General features: G+C 66.6%; 16 protein-coding genes and 1 other RNA gene. 3 read left to right on the top strand and 14 right to left on the bottom strand.

All coding sequences use genetic code 11. The features are described from left to right. The first annotated feature begins 51 nt into the window (after positions 1-51). The 3 genes from AB6732_RS03330 (at position 52) to AB6732_RS03320 (ending at position 3,657) form a co-directional block, all read left to right on the top strand. Entirely contained in the window at positions 52-801 is a 750-nt protein-coding gene (locus AB6732_RS03330; RefSeq protein WP_370958278.1) for a DUF3592 domain-containing protein, read from the top strand. Between the two features lie 62 nt (positions 802-863). Next, on the top strand, positions 864-1,394 hold the full coding sequence (locus AB6732_RS03325; RefSeq protein WP_370958276.1) for an SRPBCC domain-containing protein: 531 nt from the start codon (positions 864-866) through the stop codon (positions 1,392-1,394). A gap of 52 nt (positions 1,395-1,446) precedes the next feature. Continuing rightward, positions 1,447-3,657 (top strand): transglycosylase domain-containing protein, encoded by a 2,211-nt coding sequence (locus tag AB6732_RS03320; RefSeq protein WP_370958274.1) that lies wholly within the window; start codon positions 1,447-1,449, stop codon positions 3,655-3,657. 99 nt (positions 3,658-3,756) lie between these two features. Here the strand turns inward: AB6732_RS03320 and ssrA are convergent. The 14 genes from ssrA to AB6732_RS03250 all read right to left on the bottom strand — a co-directional run bounded on the left by ssrA (position 3,757) and on the right by AB6732_RS03250 (position 15,322). Beyond that, positions 3,757-4,125: a transfer-messenger RNA gene (gene ssrA / locus AB6732_RS03315) on the bottom strand. Positions 4,126-4,228: 103 nt separating this feature from the next. Continuing rightward, positions 4,229-4,699, bottom strand: a complete 471-nt coding sequence (gene smpB / locus AB6732_RS03310) for an SsrA-binding protein SmpB (protein WP_066211021.1) — start codon at positions 4,697-4,699, stop codon at positions 4,229-4,231. Between the two features lie 148 nt (positions 4,700-4,847). After that, positions 4,848-6,296, bottom strand: a complete 1,449-nt coding sequence (locus AB6732_RS03305) for a peptidoglycan DD-metalloendopeptidase family protein (protein ID WP_370958271.1) — start codon at positions 6,294-6,296, stop codon at positions 4,848-4,850. A gap of 25 nt (positions 6,297-6,321) precedes the next feature. Beyond that, entirely contained in the window at positions 6,322-7,236 is a 915-nt protein-coding gene (gene ftsX, locus AB6732_RS03300) for a permease-like cell division protein FtsX (protein ID WP_370958269.1), read from the bottom strand. Then, positions 7,233-7,985 (bottom strand): cell division ATP-binding protein FtsE, encoded by a 753-nt coding sequence (ftsE, locus tag AB6732_RS03295; RefSeq protein ID WP_066211025.1) that lies wholly within the window; start codon positions 7,983-7,985, stop codon positions 7,233-7,235. Before ftsE ends, ftsX begins: the two co-directional genes overlap by 4 nt. Positions 7,986-8,229: 244 nt before the next feature. Continuing rightward, positions 8,230-9,345 (bottom strand): peptide chain release factor 2, encoded by a 1,116-nt coding sequence (gene prfB / locus AB6732_RS03290; protein ID WP_370958267.1) that lies wholly within the window; start codon positions 9,343-9,345, stop codon positions 8,230-8,232. A 30-nt stretch (positions 9,346-9,375) separates the two neighbouring features. Next, on the bottom strand, positions 9,376-9,963 hold the full coding sequence (locus AB6732_RS03285; protein WP_370958265.1) for a GNAT family N-acetyltransferase: 588 nt from the start codon (positions 9,961-9,963) through the stop codon (positions 9,376-9,378). A gap of 98 nt (positions 9,964-10,061) precedes the next feature. After that, entirely contained in the window at positions 10,062-10,685 is a 624-nt protein-coding gene (locus AB6732_RS03280; protein WP_370958263.1) for a pilus assembly protein TadG-related protein, read from the bottom strand. After that, on the bottom strand, positions 10,682-11,065 hold the full coding sequence (locus AB6732_RS03275) for a hypothetical protein (protein WP_370958261.1): 384 nt from the start codon (positions 11,063-11,065) through the stop codon (positions 10,682-10,684). The genes AB6732_RS03280 and AB6732_RS03275 overlap by 4 nt, the downstream gene beginning before the upstream one ends. A gap of 121 nt (positions 11,066-11,186) precedes the next feature. Next, positions 11,187-11,534: a TadE/TadG family type IV pilus assembly protein gene (locus tag AB6732_RS03270; RefSeq protein WP_370958259.1), complete on the bottom strand. Its 348-nt coding sequence runs from the start codon at positions 11,532-11,534 to the stop codon at positions 11,187-11,189. Between the two features lie 143 nt (positions 11,535-11,677). Further along, the gene (locus AB6732_RS03265; protein WP_370959585.1) at positions 11,678-11,872 is read right to left on the bottom strand and encodes a hypothetical protein; all 195 of its coding nucleotides are present in this window, start codon (positions 11,870-11,872) and stop codon (positions 11,678-11,680) included. A gap of 413 nt (positions 11,873-12,285) precedes the next feature. Further along, positions 12,286-13,224, bottom strand: coding sequence for a type II secretion system F family protein (locus AB6732_RS03260; protein WP_370958257.1), 939 nt, complete (start codon positions 13,222-13,224; stop codon positions 12,286-12,288). Further along, positions 13,221-14,075 carry a type II secretion system F family protein gene (locus AB6732_RS03255; protein WP_370958255.1) on the bottom strand — a complete coding sequence of 285 codons (855 nt, stop codon included), beginning with the start codon at positions 14,073-14,075 and terminating at the stop codon, positions 13,221-13,223. Before AB6732_RS03255 ends, AB6732_RS03260 begins: the two co-directional genes overlap by 4 nt. Then, positions 14,075-15,322, bottom strand: a complete 1,248-nt coding sequence (locus AB6732_RS03250) for a CpaF family protein (RefSeq protein ID WP_370958253.1) — start codon at positions 15,320-15,322, stop codon at positions 14,075-14,077. Before AB6732_RS03250 ends, AB6732_RS03255 begins: the two co-directional genes overlap by 1 nt. Positions 15,323-15,327: the final 5 nt, after the last annotated feature.

The following is a 15,327-nucleotide window of genomic DNA, read 5'->3' as shown; positions in this document are numbered from 1 at the left end:
CTGATGGGCTGGGACATTGCGGATCGCGGGGCATCGTGTTTGCATCCTTGCATGAGCACCATCGACCCGGATGCCGCCGCACGCGCCAAGGCGACCAGGACCCCACAGGCCCAGGACCTCTGGGGGCCCGGCCTCACGCTACTCCTGGGCGCATTCGTGACCGCGTACAGCATCACCGCATTCGTGAGCGTGATCGACACGGAGAACGAAGATCCGGAGCCCTGGCAGTGGATCATCCGGATCACCGCGCTCACGGTCGCCGCGGGGGCCACGATCATTGGCCTCAACACCTGGGTCTCCCGCTCCGTGCGGAATCCGCGCCTTCCCGGCTTCGGCGCTGCGCAGGCCCTCGCCTGCGCCTCCGCCGCGTTCGGAACGACGGTCGTCGCTCCCGCCCCGGCCTGGTTCCAGGCGCCGCGCATGGTTCCCGGCACCTGGTGGCTGGCCGGGATCGCCCTGTTTCTGGGGATCCTGTCCGTGGTCTCCTGGGCCGCGCGTGCCGCCGACCGGCGCCGTGAAGAGGAGACGGTGCGGAGCGGCCGCCTGACCACGGGTGTGGTCACGAACCAGGGCTACGACCGGTTCCACGAGTCCAACCGCATCCTGACTTCTGTCACCTACTCCTTCGACGACCTCAACGGAACGCGCCGGTTCGTCCGCCGGCCGGTCATGATCACGGCAGACGATCCCGTGGTCACCGGCGAGCTCGTGGATGTCTGGTTCGACCCCGCCCGGCCCGATCACCTCAAGACCATCGCCGTGCGACGGCGGCCCGCGGAACGTCGCCAGGCTGCGGGCTGACGAAGCACTGCTGAACACTGCACACGGTCCGGACGTTCCGGGCCCTGAGAAAAGGAGAACTCATGGAAGACCAGGACAACGGGCACCAGAAGCCGACCACCTCGCAGGAGCCCAGCGCCGACGGCACCCCGGTGACGGACTTCCGATTCGAGGTCTTCGGCTTCATCGCGCGGCCCATCTCGGAGGTCTACGAGGCGGTGGCGGATCCGGCGATCCTGAGTGAGTACTTCACCACCGGGGGCGCAATCGGACGCCTGGAGACCGGCGCCACCGTCCAGTGGGACTTCGCGGACTTCCCGGGGGCGTTTCCCGTCACGGTCCTTCGCGCAAAGCCCGCTGAGACGATTTCTCTGCGCTGGGGCGCCGCTCCCGGCACTTCGGTCGAGCAGGACGGCACCGTGGTCGACTTCCTCTTCACCTCCGTCGACGACGGCGCCCGCACCAAGGTCGCGGTGCGGGAACAGGCCTGGAAGCCCACCGGCGACGGCGCCGCAGCGGCCTTCGGCAATTGCATGGGATGGACCGGGATGCTCGCCGCGATGAAGGTCTGGCTGGAGCACGGAATCCGCCTGCGGGACGGTTTCTACCGCTGACGGACGTCACCTTCGAAGCGTCCGTCCAGGCACTTCCGTTAGGCTCGAAGGGATGAGTCCTGCGAGAAATGTCCTGAAGTCCGTGGCCGGAGTGGGAGGAAGACTCCTGGCCTTCACCACCGTGAGTGCCGTGATCGGAGCGCTTCTGGTCGGTTTCCTGGCGCCCCTGGTGGCCGCCACGGACGCCGCCACCGAAGGCTCGGTGCAGTTCTTCGACAGCCTCCCGGAGGAGCTCACCATCAACCCGCCCGGGCAGGTGAGCAGGATCCTGGCCGCCGACGGATCGCAGATCGCCTCCGTCTTCAGCGAGAACCGCCAGGATGTGACGCTCAAGCAGATCGCTCCTGACATGCGCAACGCGCTCGTGGCGATCGAGGACTACCGGTTCTACGAACACGGCGGCATCGATCCGATGGGCATCATGCGTGCGCTGGTCAGCAACGCGTCAGGCGGCCGGCAGGGCGCCTCCACCCTGACCCAGCAGTATGTGACCAACGTCCTGAACGACAACCGGACCTCCCGGGGTGACGCGTCCGACGTCGTGCTCAACGGTCAGAAGACCACCGGCGACAAGCTGCGGGAGATGAAACTCGCCCTCGGTTTGGAGAAGCGGCTGAGCAAGGACCAGATCCTCCAGGGCTATCTCAACATCGTGGCCTTCAGCGGCAACGCCTATGGCGTCCAGGCCGCCAGCCAGTACTTCTTCTCGGTGGACGCCGCGAAACTCAGCCTGCCGCAGGCCGCACTGCTGGCCGGTCTCGTGAACGGTCCCGGCTACTACGACCCCATCGCCCACCCGGACCGCGCCGTCGACCGCCGCAATCTGGTGCTGGACGCCATGCTCAAGCACGGTTACATCACCGCCAAGAAGCACGACGCCGCCGTCAAGACCCCGCTCAAGCTCGCCGTGAAGCAGCCTCGCCAGGGCTGTGCGTACGCCTCGCAGTCGCCGTACTTCTGCGACTACGTGCTGCATCAGTTCCTGAACGACCCCGCCTACGGCGCCACGCCGGACGAGCGCCTCAAGCTGCTGCAACGCGGCGGGCTCACCATCCGCACGACGCTCGACCCCCGTCTGCAAGGACCGGCCCAGCGCCAGGTGGATGCGACCACCGGCGCCAACCCGGACAAGTGGGGCGCCTCGCTCGTGACGATCCAGCCCGGCACCGGCAAGGTGGTCGCGATGGCTCAGAACTCCCGGATGCTCGCCAAACAGGGCTCCGGATTCGTCACGGCGTACAACTTCAACGTGGACAAGACCGACGACGCCGGCCAGGCCCTGGGCGGCGTGGGCGGCATGCAGCCCGGTTCCACCATGAAGCCCGTGACGCTGGCGGCCTGGCTCGGTGAGGGCAAGTCCCCCGACCAGACGGTGGACGCCGCACGCCGCGTCTACCCTTTGGACTTCCCATGGAAGAGCACGTGCGGTCCCGTCGCGGGAGCGTACAACTCGAAGGAGATGGCCAAGGGCGCGGCGCCGGACCTGCAGAACGACACACCCGGCTTCTACCGTCCCATGACCGTCCGGATGGGCATCTACTACTCGATCAACACGGCCACGTTCGCCTCGGCGGCCGGCTTGAACGACTTCTGCGACATCCAGCGCGCGGCCGACGCCCTGGGCATGCACGACGGCGCGGGCAAGGGTCAGAAGCTCCAGCTCAACACGCTCGGAAACCTTCTGGGCGGCGCCAACGTGGCTCCGCTGACCATGGCGAACGCCTTCGCCACCTTCGCCAGCAACGGCACCTACTGCACCCCCATCTCGATCACCCGCGTGGACGACGGGAAGGGCAAACGCCTCGGCGGTCAGAGCCCATCCTGTAAGGCCGGAGCCATCACGCCCGAAGTGGCCAAACGCGCCACGAACGTGCTGCAGGACGTGCTGTCCAAGGGGTCCGGCCTCCTCATTCCGGACAAGGTCACCGCGCCCGCCGCCGCCAAGACCGGCACGAACCAGTACAACAACCAGACCTGGATCGTCGGCTACACGCGTGGCCTCGCCACGGCGTCCTTCTTCGGGGACCCGTTCAACGCGAGCGAATCGCGCCCCGGGACGAACGTGACCATCAACGGCAGGACGTACCCCGCCGTCGACGGTGCAGACATCGCGGGACCTCAGTGGGCCCGGTACATGCAGGCCGTCTACGGCCTCTATGACCACCGGAACTTCGATCCTCCGACGCTGCCCAAGAAGGCCACGCCGAAGAAGCCGGATCAGAAGAAGCCGGACACGGAGAAGAAGGCCAAGCCCCGGCGCTGACCGGGCGTCCGCCGAGCGTGCGGAACACGCCCACGCGCAACGCGCCCGGCGCCGAAGACGGCGAAAGGCCCTGGATCTCGAGGATCCAGGGCCTTTCAACAGTGGAGATGGCGGGAATCGAACCCGCGTCCGATGTTGCTTCTGCAGGGCTTCTCCGGGCGCAGTTTGCGTCGGAATTTCTCGGCCCCAGCCATGCTGCAAACAGCTGGCTGATCCGGGCCCAGTCATCTAAAAGTCCCAGAAGCCCCGATGACGAGGGCCCCTGGCAGTGGCTATCTAGACGACGCCAGATTCCACGGCGATAGCAACCGTGGGCTGACGGACTGTCTTACTGCTTAGGCAGCAAGAGCGAAGTCAGTGCGCTTAGATTCGGCACTTATTGGTTTGCAGACATCGTTTACGAGATAAGCCTGCATCCTCGGCCCGCTTCACCTGCGTCGACAGACATCGTCGAAACCGATCATCCCCATGTTCATTTACCAATCCCTGCCAGGTCTCCCCAACAGGACTCTCCAGCATACCTCCACTGGCGCACGAAGCCAAGCCCGGAGGCATCCTCGGGCGAGGCGGATCAGCGCTTGTTGCGCGCCCGAAGGACCCGCTGAGCCTCGCGCTTGTCCTGCGCTTCGCGCAGGCTCTGGCGCTTGTCGTACTCCTTCTTACCGCGGGCCACGCCGATTTCGACCTTGGCCCGCCCGTCGACGAAGTACAGCTGCAGGGGGACGATCGTGAAGCCGCTCTCCCGGATCTTGTGTGAGATCTTGATGAGCTCGGCACGGTGCAGGAGCAGCTTCCGGCGGCGGCGCGAGGAGTGGTTGGTCCAGCTCCCCTGGCTGTACTCCGGGATGTTGACCTGCTCCATCCAGAGCTCGTCGTTGTAGAACGTGCAGAACGCATCGCCCATGTTGGCGTGCCCCTCGCGGAGGGACTTCACCTCGGTCCCCATGAGCGCGATCCCCGCCTCATAGGTGTCCAGCACTTCGTAGTCGTGGCGTGCCTTGCGGTTCGTGGCCACGACTTTCCGGCCACTTTCCTTCGGCACGGCTGACTCCTTCGGTCTGAAAACAGTCCTTCCAGTCTACCCATGCGGCGCGCCGTACCGCGCATTGTCCGCTCAGGAAGAACGCGGCAGACGCCGGAAGGCCCGCTCCCCTCGGGGAACGGGCCTTCCGGACGATGCTCTGGAACGTCTAGAGCATGGTCATGGGATCCACCGGCGAGCCGTTGACCCACGTCTCGAAGTGGGCGTGGCAGCCGGTCGAGTTGCCGGAGCTGCCCGAGTACGCGATGACCTGACCCTGCTCGACGTGCTGACCTGCCGACACGACCACGGAGCTGTTGTGGTAGTTCACCGTGGTCAGCGCGTTGCCCTGCACGACGCCGTGGGACACCTGGACGGTCCAGCCGCCACCGGTGGTGATCCAGCCGGCCAGGGTCACGGTGCCGGAGGCCGCCGCGTGCACCGGGGTGCCACAGCCGACGCCGAAGTCGACACCGGTGTGCATGTAACCGCCGGTGCCCCAGAAGTCGATGGTGCCCGGCGGCACGGCGCGCCAGCCCCAGCCCGAGGTGATCGGCGGGTTTCCGTCGAACGGGGCCCGGATCCCGAAGGAGGAGATCGGTCCCGGCGCCGGCGGCACGTACGGCGGCTGGGCCGGGGGCTGTGCCTGGCCCTGCCGCGCAGCCTCAGCGGCGGCTGCGGCCGCTGCCGCTTCCGCCTTCCGGCGCTGCTCGGCCAGCCACTCCTGCCGGAGCCGCTCGTCGCGGGCCTTGATCTGCGATGCCACCTGGTCCTGCGCCTGATTGACCTTGGCCAGCTGCGCCTGGATGGCGGGCTTGGAGGCTTCGAGTTCCTTGTTCAGCCGCGTGGTGTCCGAGACGAGCTTGTCCACCGCCGCTTTCTGGCGTGCGGCCTCGTCACGGGCGGACTGTTCCCGGGCCAGGGCGGCATCCGCCTGCGCCTTGAGGTCGGCGATCTCCTGCTCGACGGCGGCGAGACGCGCGGACTGATTGACGTTGACGGCGCTCTGCTGGTTGAGCTTCTCCATCGCGGCGTTCTGGGTGCGCAGCGCCTGGTCTGCCAGGTCCATGCTGCTGACCAGCTTCTCCGTGTCCGTCGCGCCGAAGAACAGCGTGAGGTCGTTGGGAACGCCGCCGGACTTGTAGGCCTGGGTGGCGATCTGCCCGATCAGCTTCTTGGTCTCGCTGGACTTCGCCTTGTCCTGCGTCATCTCCTGCGCCAGCTTCGCCTTGCTCTGCTGCGCCGCATCGACGCGCACGGCCAGGGACTGCGCCTCGGACGCTGCCGCCGCGACACGTCCCTGGGCATCCGCCAGGGCCTTCTGAGCGCCCGGAAGCCGGCCCTGGAACAGGGTCAGGTCGGCCGCGGACTTGGCGATCTTGCCGTCCAGGAACTCCAGCGAGGACTGCACCTGGTTCGCACGGTTCTGGAGCGCCTGCTGCTGATCATCCAGATTGTCGGCCTGGCTGGGCGTGAGGCCGAGCCCCAGCAGCAGCACGACGACGGCGGACGCACCGATGGTGCGGCGCGCAGCCTTGCGGCACTGCTCGCCGTCGTACGGGAAACGGAGACGCGCAGCCTTCGCGAGAGCCCTCTGTGTCGGTCCTGCAACGTTCATGACGTTCCTTTCCATGGGCCCACGCTCAGGCGTTGAGCGGCTTGCGGAGGGTGAACAGGGATGAGACGCCGGCGATCACGGCACCCAGAGCGATCAGGCCGGGAACCAGCCAGAGCGTCTGCGCATCCGAGATGAAGGCGGTCTGCTTGTACTGCTCGGCAAGGTAGCCGGTCAGGAAGAAGTGCGAGATCCCCCAGATGGCAGCCGAGGCGAGCAGCGCTCCGATCACGGCCGCGATCACGCCTTCGAGGATGAAGGGCAATTGGATCACCGCCTTGGAAGCTCCCACCAATCTCATGATGGCAGTCTCCTTGCGCCGCATGAAGGCCGAGAGCCTGATGGTGGTCGCGATCAGCAGCGCCGCACAGATGATCATGATCGCCGCGATGCCGATGGCGACGAACGAAGCCGTGTTCATGGCGGAGAAGAGCTTCTCCAGGATCTGGCGCTGATCGATCACGCTCTCCACGCCGGGCTGGGCGGAGAAGGTCTCCGAGATGACCTTGTACTTCTCGGGATCCTTCAGGTTCACACGGAAGGAGGAGGGCAGCTGATCCGGCGTCACCGAGTCGACGATCGGCGAATTGGCGAACTGCTCCTTGAAGTGCTTGTACGCCTCGTCCTGGGACTCGAACTGGAAGTCGTTGACGTACTGGCGGATCGCATCCGAATCCAGGGTCTTGCGCAGATTGTCCTGCTGCTCCTTGGTCACGGGACCGGAGGAGCAGTTGGCGGTGGTGGAGCCGGGGCTGCAGAGGAAGATCGCCACCTGGACCTTGTCGTACCAGTAGCCCTTCATCTGGTTGATCTGCATCTGGAGCATCCCGGCCGCGCCCACGAAGGTGAGCGACACGAAGGTCACCAGGACCACGGAGACGAACATGGAGAGGTTCCGGCGGAGGCCGTTGGCGATCTCCCCGAGGATGAACATGGGCCTCATGCGCGCTCCTCCCCTGCCGTGGCGGCGGTCTCAGGAGCGCCGGCGGACGTCTTCACCTTGGGGATGAGTGACGTGTACGTGGCCTTGGCCTCGTCACGGACGACCTTGCCCTTGGTGAGTTCGATGACACGGCGGCGCATCTGGTCCACGATGTCGTCATCGTGCGTGGCCATCACGACCGTGGTGCCGTTGGCGTTGATCTTCTTCAGCACCTCGGTGATCTCCACACTCGTGGTCGGGTCGAGGTTGCCGGTGGGTTCGTCGGCCAGCAGGATGTCCGGCTGATTGACGACGGCGCGGGCGATCGCGACGCGCTGCTGCTCACCACCGGAGAGCTCATGCTGCATGCGCTTCTCCATGCCTTCGAGCCCCACCATCGCGAGGACATCGGAGACGCGCTCCTTGGTGCGCGCACGGCTGGCGCCGATCACCTGCATGGCGAAGGCGACGTTCTGGTACACGTTCTTCTGCGGCAGGATGCGGAAGTCCTGGAACACCACACCGATCTTCCGGCGCAGCTTGGGCACGCGCCAGCTGGAGAGGGTGGAGACGTTGTGGCCGGCGACGTAGACGGAACCGGTGGTGGCCACGTCTTCGCGGTACACCATCTTGAGGAAGGTCGACTTGCCGGAACCGGAAGCGCCCACGAGGAAGACGAATTCGCCGCCCTCGATCTCCACGCTCACCGAGTCGAGCGCGGGTCTGGCCTTGGGGTCGTGGATTTTGGTGACATTTTCGAATCGAATCATGGCTTCACACAGCCCGGTCGGCAGGCGCGACGGAACCGCTCCAGCGGCCGGGGCCTGGGCCTAGTGTTGGGGGAAGTGATGGCACCGGCTCCTCGAGTTTATGGTCGCACCGCGGGAACGCCGCCCCATTCGGGCGGCGTGTCGTGCAAAGGCTTGCACTGCGCCGCAGGTGAGGCCGGTGTCGTCCGGCCCGGAACCGGGGTGTTGCACCCGGCCCTGAGGCCGCGTGCCACGCCGGGCTCGCTCAGGCCTCGGCCTTGCGGCTGTCGGCGCGCCAGCGGATGCCGGCGTCGATGAAAGCGTCGATGTCACCGTCGAGGACGGCACTCGTGTTGCCGACTTCGTGGTTGGTCCGGAGGTCCTTGACCATCTGGTACGGGTTCAGGACGTAGGACCGCATCTGGTCGCCCCACGAGGCCTTGATGTCACCGGCCAGAGCCTTCTTCTCCGCGTCCTCCTGCTCCTTCTTGAGGAGGAGGAGACGGGACTGAAGCACGCGCATGGCGGCTGCACGGTTCTGGATCTGGGACTTCTCGTTCTGCATCGACACCACGATCCCCGTGGGGATGTGCGTCAGGCGGACGGCGGAGTCGGTGGTGTTGACCGACTGGCCACCCGGACCGGAGGAACGGAACACGTCCACGCGGATCTCGTTGTCCGGGATCTCGATGGAGTCGGTCTGCTCGATCAGCGGGATGACCTCGACGGCGGCGAAGGACGTCTGGCGACGGCCCTGGTTGTCGAAGGGGCTGATCCGCACGAGGCGGTGCGTGCCGGCCTCCACGCTGAGGGTGCCGAAGGCGTAAGGGGCGTTGACCTCGAAGGTGGCGGACTTGATGCCCGCTTCTTCGGCGTAGGAGGTGTCCATGACCTTCGTGGGGTAGCCACGGCGCTCGGCCCAGCGGAGGTACATGCGCATGAGCATCTCGGCGAAATCGGCGGCGTCCACGCCACCGGCGCCGGAACGGATGGTGACCACGGCCTCGCGCTCGTCGTACTCACCGGACAGGAGCGTGACGACTTCGAGCTGTTCCAGGGAGGAACGGATCGAGGCGAGCTCCGTGCCGGCCTCGGCCATGGAGTCCTCATCCCCGGCTTCCTGACCGAGCTCGACCAGGACCTCCAGGTCCTCGATGCGGCTGGCCAGCGTGGTCAGGCGTTCGAGTTCCGACTGGCGGTGCGAAAGCTGTGAGGTCACCACCTGGGCGGCGGCGGGGTCGTCCCAGAGATCGGGGACGCCGGCCTTCTCGCTGAGTTCGGCGATGTCCCGGCGCAGGGAATCGACGTCTGACACTTGTGCGATGGAGTCGTAAGTAGCCCTCAGTGCACGGATCTCTGCAGGAAAATCAATCTCAGCCATGGTCTTCCAAGACTACGGCATGCGCGGCGATCAGCGTCCGGGGGTGGGTGCGGGGCCCGGCCCCTGGCTGAAGCGGGACTCGTTGATCTTGCTGTAGACGAACATGTCCCGTCGGGCCTCCCCCACTGCTTGCCACGAGCGAAGCAATCCTTCGCGTTGAAACCCGCAGCGCTCAGCGGCCTGCCATGACCCTCGGTTCCATGGTTCGACGTAGAGCTGCAGCCGCTCGACTTCTTCGAGTTCGAGAGCCCACGTGGCCAGGGCATGCAATGCGGCGGTGACATAACCTCGACGCCGATGAGCCGGAGCCACCCAGTACCCTGTGGTCACACGCCCCTGATCGATGTCGCGGAGCCACAATCCGATCTGGCCGACAGCGACATCCGAGACGGAGTCGGTCACGGCAAACGAATAACCGGTCCCGGCGGCGAGCCGATGATGCTGCCGTGCGATGAAGGCCAGAGCATCCTCGTGCGTTCCGCTGCTTGGAACAGTCGTGATGGACGGGATCAGAGCGTCGTCGGCCACCGACTGCACAAGTGTCGCGTCGCGGCTTTCAAAGGCCCGTAGCACGACCCGCCCGTACTCCAGGCGCGGCATCTGGTTCGGCAGCATCATTCAGTAGACCAAGCGGACCGGACACTCAAAGGGGCGACGCGCCGTACCAGCAGCCAGCGATCACTCCAACGCGCTACTGTCGTCACTTCGCATGCCTTTCACCTCACTAGCCGGGCACGCGCCGTCGAACCTGACTCGATGGTGATGCCGTCAGGGACGAAGACGCCGAGCAGCGGTGGGCGCGCCACTGCTGTGAGGCGAACCGTCGCGCTCCGTCCATCGGGGCTGCCCGAGGCGTCGACGAGCGCCAACCCGTCCAGGGTCACCGCCGCCGGGCTGCGGCGCAGGTAGTCCGCCGCGGCCGCGCGGACTCTGCCGTCGTCCAGTCGCACGGTTACATGGCCTTGTCGGTCGCCCGCGATTCCGGTGATGTCGAACGCATCGGCGGCCGCGGACGCCGCGCCGTCAGCCAGGGACAGGAGCTTCTTGTGGTCCAGATACACCGACGAGACGTCCAGCAGCACCACGGCCGCGAGCAGGGCGATCACCACGTAACCGAGCGTGAGGATGTTGAGGCTCCCCGTCTGTGCGGCATTCCGCCTCCTGCTTCGCCGCGTGCTCTGCGACGGGTCGGCGCAGTTCCAGGGGAGGGCGTTCTGCGATGGTTCAGCCTTCTTACAGAGGTTGACGCTGTGCCCAAGGCCGGGTTGCAGTCCCCTGGCGGTCCGCCCGCTCTGCGGATTCGGCCAGGGCTCTGTCGACGTACATTCTCGCGATGTCATCTGAACCTGCCGACGATCTGGGTGCCGCTCGCGCTGACGTGCGCGACGTCAAGGCCTAGACCCGGCGGAGTGAATGGCAGCTCGACGTCGACCGTCACCTGCACAGTCACCGCCGTGCCGGGCCGTCGGCAATCATCGGGCTGACAGGTGACGGTCATCTGGGCCGTGCCGGGCGGAATGTCCTGGTCGGCGAGCGCGAGGCCGACGGCACGGTCCATCGCAAGCCGGGCACTTTGTTCATCCTTCGCGTGGACGGCCAGCCGTGCGGCCTGGTCCGCGGCGCCACTCACTGCGAACCCCGCCGCCTGGATCCGTGTGACGGTGAGGACGAAGTACAGGACCGGTATGAGCACCAGGAGGGACAGGAAGACGAATTCCACGGTGGCGCTCCCCTCTTCGCCGGCGCGGCTGCCGCTATGCCACCCTCTTACTCCGGGTGCTGGGTCCAGCGACCCACACCGTGCCGCCACGGAACTCGTCCGGGACCCCGGTCCACCACTCTCACTCCACGCGTTCAGCATGGCCGGTCACCTCCAGAAGCCGATCCGGCCCCAGAAGTCCGACGACGGGGAACGGCGCGCGGATCGTGACGGTGAGCAGCATCTCGTCTCCTTCGCGGGCCTCGGTGACGGTGATGTCCTGCGCGAAGCCGGGTCCCACGGCCCCCGAGATGAGTTCCCTGGCGCGGGCCACGGCATCGGCGGGAACCCGGTCCGCGAGCGCACCGTAGCGCGCACCTGATGAGGCGGCGTCGATCAACGAATTACGGACATGCAGAATCAGCGTGAGCTGCAGGACTCCGAGGAACAGGATGGTGAGCAACCCCGAGACGAGGACGAAGTCCACCACCGCCGATCCCCGTTCCCGGGCGGGACCTGGCGTTCGGAATGGCAACAGCGGGCCTGGGCTCAGGAGCCAGCATTTCGTGGCTCGCTCTGCACTTCGGTGAGCTCGCCGTGCACGTCTCCCCGTGCGCCGGTCGTCACGCGTGGTCACTTCCGGGTGACGGTGTCGATGGCCTGACGGAACAGCCCCTCGAGAGCGGGGCCCGCCACGGCCAGCAGCAGGGCCACGAGCGCAGCCGTCATGAGGGTCACCATCACCCAGCCGGGCACGTCTCCACGTTCCGGATGACTCCTCCGGTCGGTCCTCTCCGCTCGGAGCCGGACGACGAGCAGGTTGCTCACGCGCAGTACCACGGTCAGGAGCAGAGTCGTCCAGGCGAAAACCGTCCTCGGCAAGGTGGATTCCGTGGACCAGTGCGTCCTCGGCTGGGAGCCGGGCACGGGACAGCCTGGGCCACCGCCCGCGAGCCGTGGCGACGCGTGCCGCCACCGCAGGGGTTGGATCGTCCAACCGGGCCGGTGGGGCCGGCACTGGAGATGGTTCATCGGGATGCCTTTCATCGGTGGTGCGCCTTTCTTCCGGTGTTCACGTTTCTTTCGATGTTCACGGCACTCTTCTTCCCGTGGTGATGTTCCCGTGGTCATGGCTCTTTCGGTGCCCAGGTCGCTCGGCACCCATGTCTCCCAGTGCCTATGACTCTCGATTCCCGCGTGTCTCTCCGTGTCTTCAGCGGCACGATGCCCGAAACGGCGCGTCACAGCATCAGGGTGATGGCGGCCAGTCCGGGGAACACGGCGAAGAGGACGGTCAACGGCAGCACACCGAACACGACGGGCACCATCATGAGGATCTCCTTGCGCCCCGCCGACTCCATGAGTTCGCGTTTCCCGAGGTCCCGGACATCCTGGGCCTGAGCCCGCAGGACATCGCTGAGCGGGGTGCCCCGTTCCATGGCGACGATGAGACCGTCCACGAAGCGCTCCACCGGGATGAGCCTCACTCGCCGGGCCAGCCCGCGGAGTGCGTCAAGGAACGGTGTTCCAGACCTGGCGTCCGCCACCGTCCGGGCGAACTCCGCGGCCAGCTCACCATGAGCGATCAGCGCGATTCTCTCGACCGCGCCACGCGCATTCATCCCGGCGCCGACCGCCAGCGCCATCATTTCCGCCAGCCCCGGGAACTCTCTCAGGATCTTGGCCTCACGTGACCTGATCCGCTGGTTCAGCCACTGTTCGTGCCCCAGGGCTACGAGCACCGCCGCACTCAGCGCAGCGAACACCGCCTGAAGCGGAGCGACCCGCCCCGAGAACACCCCCAGTAGGCTCACTAGGAGAACAGCCCCGAAGGCCGCCCCGCCCAGGAGCAACTGGGCCGCCCGGAAATCCAGAGGAGTCCTTGCGCTCCCGGCGCGGGCCAGACGTTCCTGGAGCGCCGAGTTGCCCCACCTGAACCGTCCCAGCCACGCGACGGCATCACGGAGGATCGGAGCCAGGATCCGTTCCAGCGGGCCGAAGGGGGTGATGGTGTGTGCGGCCGTGATGAGCAGGCGGGAGCTGGTGTCCTGGGCGCGCAGCTGGGGAGCGACGCGTTCCGTGAGGGTCACCGCTCTCATGAACGGCAGACGCACCACGGTGAGCCACAGCCCGGATCCGAAGAGGAAGCCGCACAGTGCGGCGCAGAGTGACGTGCTCATCCGAGGACTCGTTCATCGGACGGGAGCGCACCGATCCGTTGCATGACCCGGTAGCAGAGCACTGACACGACGAGTCCTCCCCCGAGGACACCCAGGCCCTCCACGGAGCTGTAGGCACTGACCGCCTCATGCCGGGTCGACATCATCAGCAGCACCAGCCAGGGCGCCGCCACCGCCAGCCGGGCCGCGTTGACCGTCCACGACTGCCGGGCCTCGAGTTCGCTCCGGGTCCGTGCGTCGTCCCGGAGGAAGTCGGCCAGAGCGGAGAGGAGAATCCCCAGATCGGCTCCGCCGACATCACGGGTCAGCTTCAAGGCTTCGATGATCCGGTCTGCAACGGGATCGGAGAGCCGTGCTTTCAGGCGTGCCAGCGATTGATCGAAGCTTCCGCCTGACCGGTAGTCCGCCGCGAACTCCTCGAAGAACGGGCGCAGATCCTCCGGTCCTTTCCGGGCGAGCTGCATGAGCCCTTCCGGAAGCGACAGTCCTGCCCTTATCGCCGACCGCAGGTGGTCCACCGCATCCGGCCAGGACCGGCGCAGAGCGGCCACCCGTCGTCGTGCGCGCCACGTCACGAGCGACCACGGAACCCACGCGGCGAATGCCGCGAAACACGACGCGATGGGCACGGAGCGGGTGAAGGCCAGAAGCACGAGACCCGCCGCCAGCGCAAGGATGAGGGCGGAACCCACCAGTCCGGCCGGCGAGACCCTCTCCACACCGGCCGCCTGAAGTGCCCGCGCCAGACGGGAAGGACGTGCGGGCTTGCCACCCCCACCGCTCCGCGGCCAGCACGACCACCAGACGAGCAGGAGACCCAGGCCGAGCGCCAGTCCAAGGACCGCCGACATCAGGCGGCACCGACCAGAGAGTGGAGGCGGAACCCCGCCCGGACGAATTTGTCCTCGGGAGGGAGCTGACCTGTCGGTTCGAGCGCGCCATCCTGCAGCGCGAAGATCACGCTGGATTCGATGACATTGTTCTCCACACGCCGGCCGAGAGCCACGATCTCGGACACCAGCCGCCGACCGTTGGGCTGCCTCTGGCAGTGCACGACGAGGTCGACGCAGGAGGCGACGGTGGGAACGACGAAGTCGCTGCTGATATTGCCACCGGCGAGCAACGGCAGGGTGCAGATCTTCGTCACGGCGTCCCGCGCCGAATTGGCGTGGACACTGGCCATCGCTCCCACCCCGGAATTCATGGCGATCAGAAGATCGAGACTCTCCGCCGAGCGGACCTCACCCACGATCAGACGGTCCGGCCTCATCCGCAATGCCTCTTTCACGAGCCGTCGCAAAGGAATCTCCCCTTCTCCCTCGAGATTCGGCTGGCGGCACTGCAGGCCCACCACGTCCGGGAGCGGACACTGCAGTTCGAAGACCTCCTCCACGGTGATGACCCGCTCCCGCGCGCCGATGGCCGACGTCAGGCAGTTCAGGAGTGACGTCTTCCCGGCTTGGGTGGCCCCCGAGACGAGGATGTTGAGCCCACTGCTCACGGCGGCACCGAGGAATCGCGCCGCCACGCGAGTCAAGGAACCTAACTCCACCAGATGTTCCAATCGGCTGGCCCTCACCACGAACTTCCGGATGTTGACGGCCCAGTGCCGCCGGGTGATGTCCGGAATCACCACGTGCAGACGGGACCCGTCCGGGAGCGAGGCGTCCACGAAGGGGGAACTCAGATCAAGACGACGCCCGGACGTCTTGAGCATCCGCTCCACCAGGTCCTCCACCCGCGCCTGGGACATCTCCAGGCCCGTGCGCTCGGATTCCCCACCCCGTGCGACGAAGATCTCGCTGGGCCCATTCAGCCAGATCTCCTCCACCTCGGGGTCATCGAAATAGACCTGCAACTCACCGAAGCCGGCCACGGAGTCCAGGAGGTGGCGGACCGTGTCCTCATGCCCCTGAAGTGGCGGCAGCCCGCCGCGCACTGCCCGCTCCTCATAGTCTGCGACCGCCTCCACGATCAGTTCGCGGATCGGCTCCCCGTCCGCCCACGGATCGATCCCCCGCCGGCGCACCAGCTCCCGCACCTCGGCCTCGATGAGTCCCACCGCCTCCACGGGCAACCTTCCGTTGATTTCTGTCATGTCGA

It is taken from the genome of Arthrobacter sp. RCC_34 (genome assembly GCF_041360795.1).
Classification (GTDB): domain Bacteria; phylum Actinomycetota; class Actinomycetes; order Actinomycetales; family Micrococcaceae; genus Arthrobacter_E.
The sequence above is the reverse complement of the archived record's forward strand: the minus strand, read 5'-3'. Positions and strand labels throughout refer to the sequence as shown.

What these genes read in the sequence shown, in the direction of transcription:
- AB6732_RS03330 (WP_370958278.1), top strand. Translation starts at nt 52, where the DNA reads ATGAGCACCATCGACCCGGATGCCGCCGCACGCGCCAAGGCGACCAGG.
- AB6732_RS03325 (WP_370958276.1), top strand. Translation starts at nt 864, where the DNA reads ATGGAAGACCAGGACAACGGGCACCAGAAGCCGACCACCTCGCAGGAG.
- AB6732_RS03320 (WP_370958274.1), top strand. Translation starts at nt 1,447, where the DNA reads ATGAGTCCTGCGAGAAATGTCCTGAAGTCCGTGGCCGGAGTGGGAGGA.
- AB6732_RS03305 (WP_370958271.1), bottom strand. Translation starts at nt 6,296, where the DNA reads ATGAACGTTGCAGGACCGACACAGAGGGCTCTCGCGAAGGCTGCGCGT.
- ftsX (WP_370958269.1), bottom strand. Translation starts at nt 7,236, where the DNA reads ATGAGGCCCATGTTCATCCTCGGGGAGATCGCCAACGGCCTCCGCCGG.
- ftsE (WP_066211025.1), bottom strand. Translation starts at nt 7,985, where the DNA reads ATGATTCGATTCGAAAATGTCACCAAAATCCACGACCCCAAGGCCAGA.
- prfB (WP_370958267.1), bottom strand. Translation starts at nt 9,345, where the DNA reads ATGGCTGAGATTGATTTTCCTGCAGAGATCCGTGCACTGAGGGCTACT.
- AB6732_RS03285 (WP_370958265.1), bottom strand. Translation starts at nt 9,963, where the DNA reads ATGATGCTGCCGAACCAGATGCCGCGCCTGGAGTACGGGCGGGTCGTG.
- AB6732_RS03280 (WP_370958263.1), bottom strand. Translation starts at nt 10,685, where the DNA reads ATGACATCGCGAGAATGTACGTCGACAGAGCCCTGGCCGAATCCGCAG.
- AB6732_RS03260 (WP_370958257.1), bottom strand. Translation starts at nt 13,224, where the DNA reads ATGAGCACGTCACTCTGCGCCGCACTGTGCGGCTTCCTCTTCGGATCC.
- AB6732_RS03255 (WP_370958255.1), bottom strand. Translation starts at nt 14,075, where the DNA reads ATGTCGGCGGTCCTTGGACTGGCGCTCGGCCTGGGTCTCCTGCTCGTC.
- AB6732_RS03250 (WP_370958253.1), bottom strand. Translation starts at nt 15,322, where the DNA reads ATGACAGAAATCAACGGAAGGTTGCCCGTGGAGGCGGTGGGACTCATC.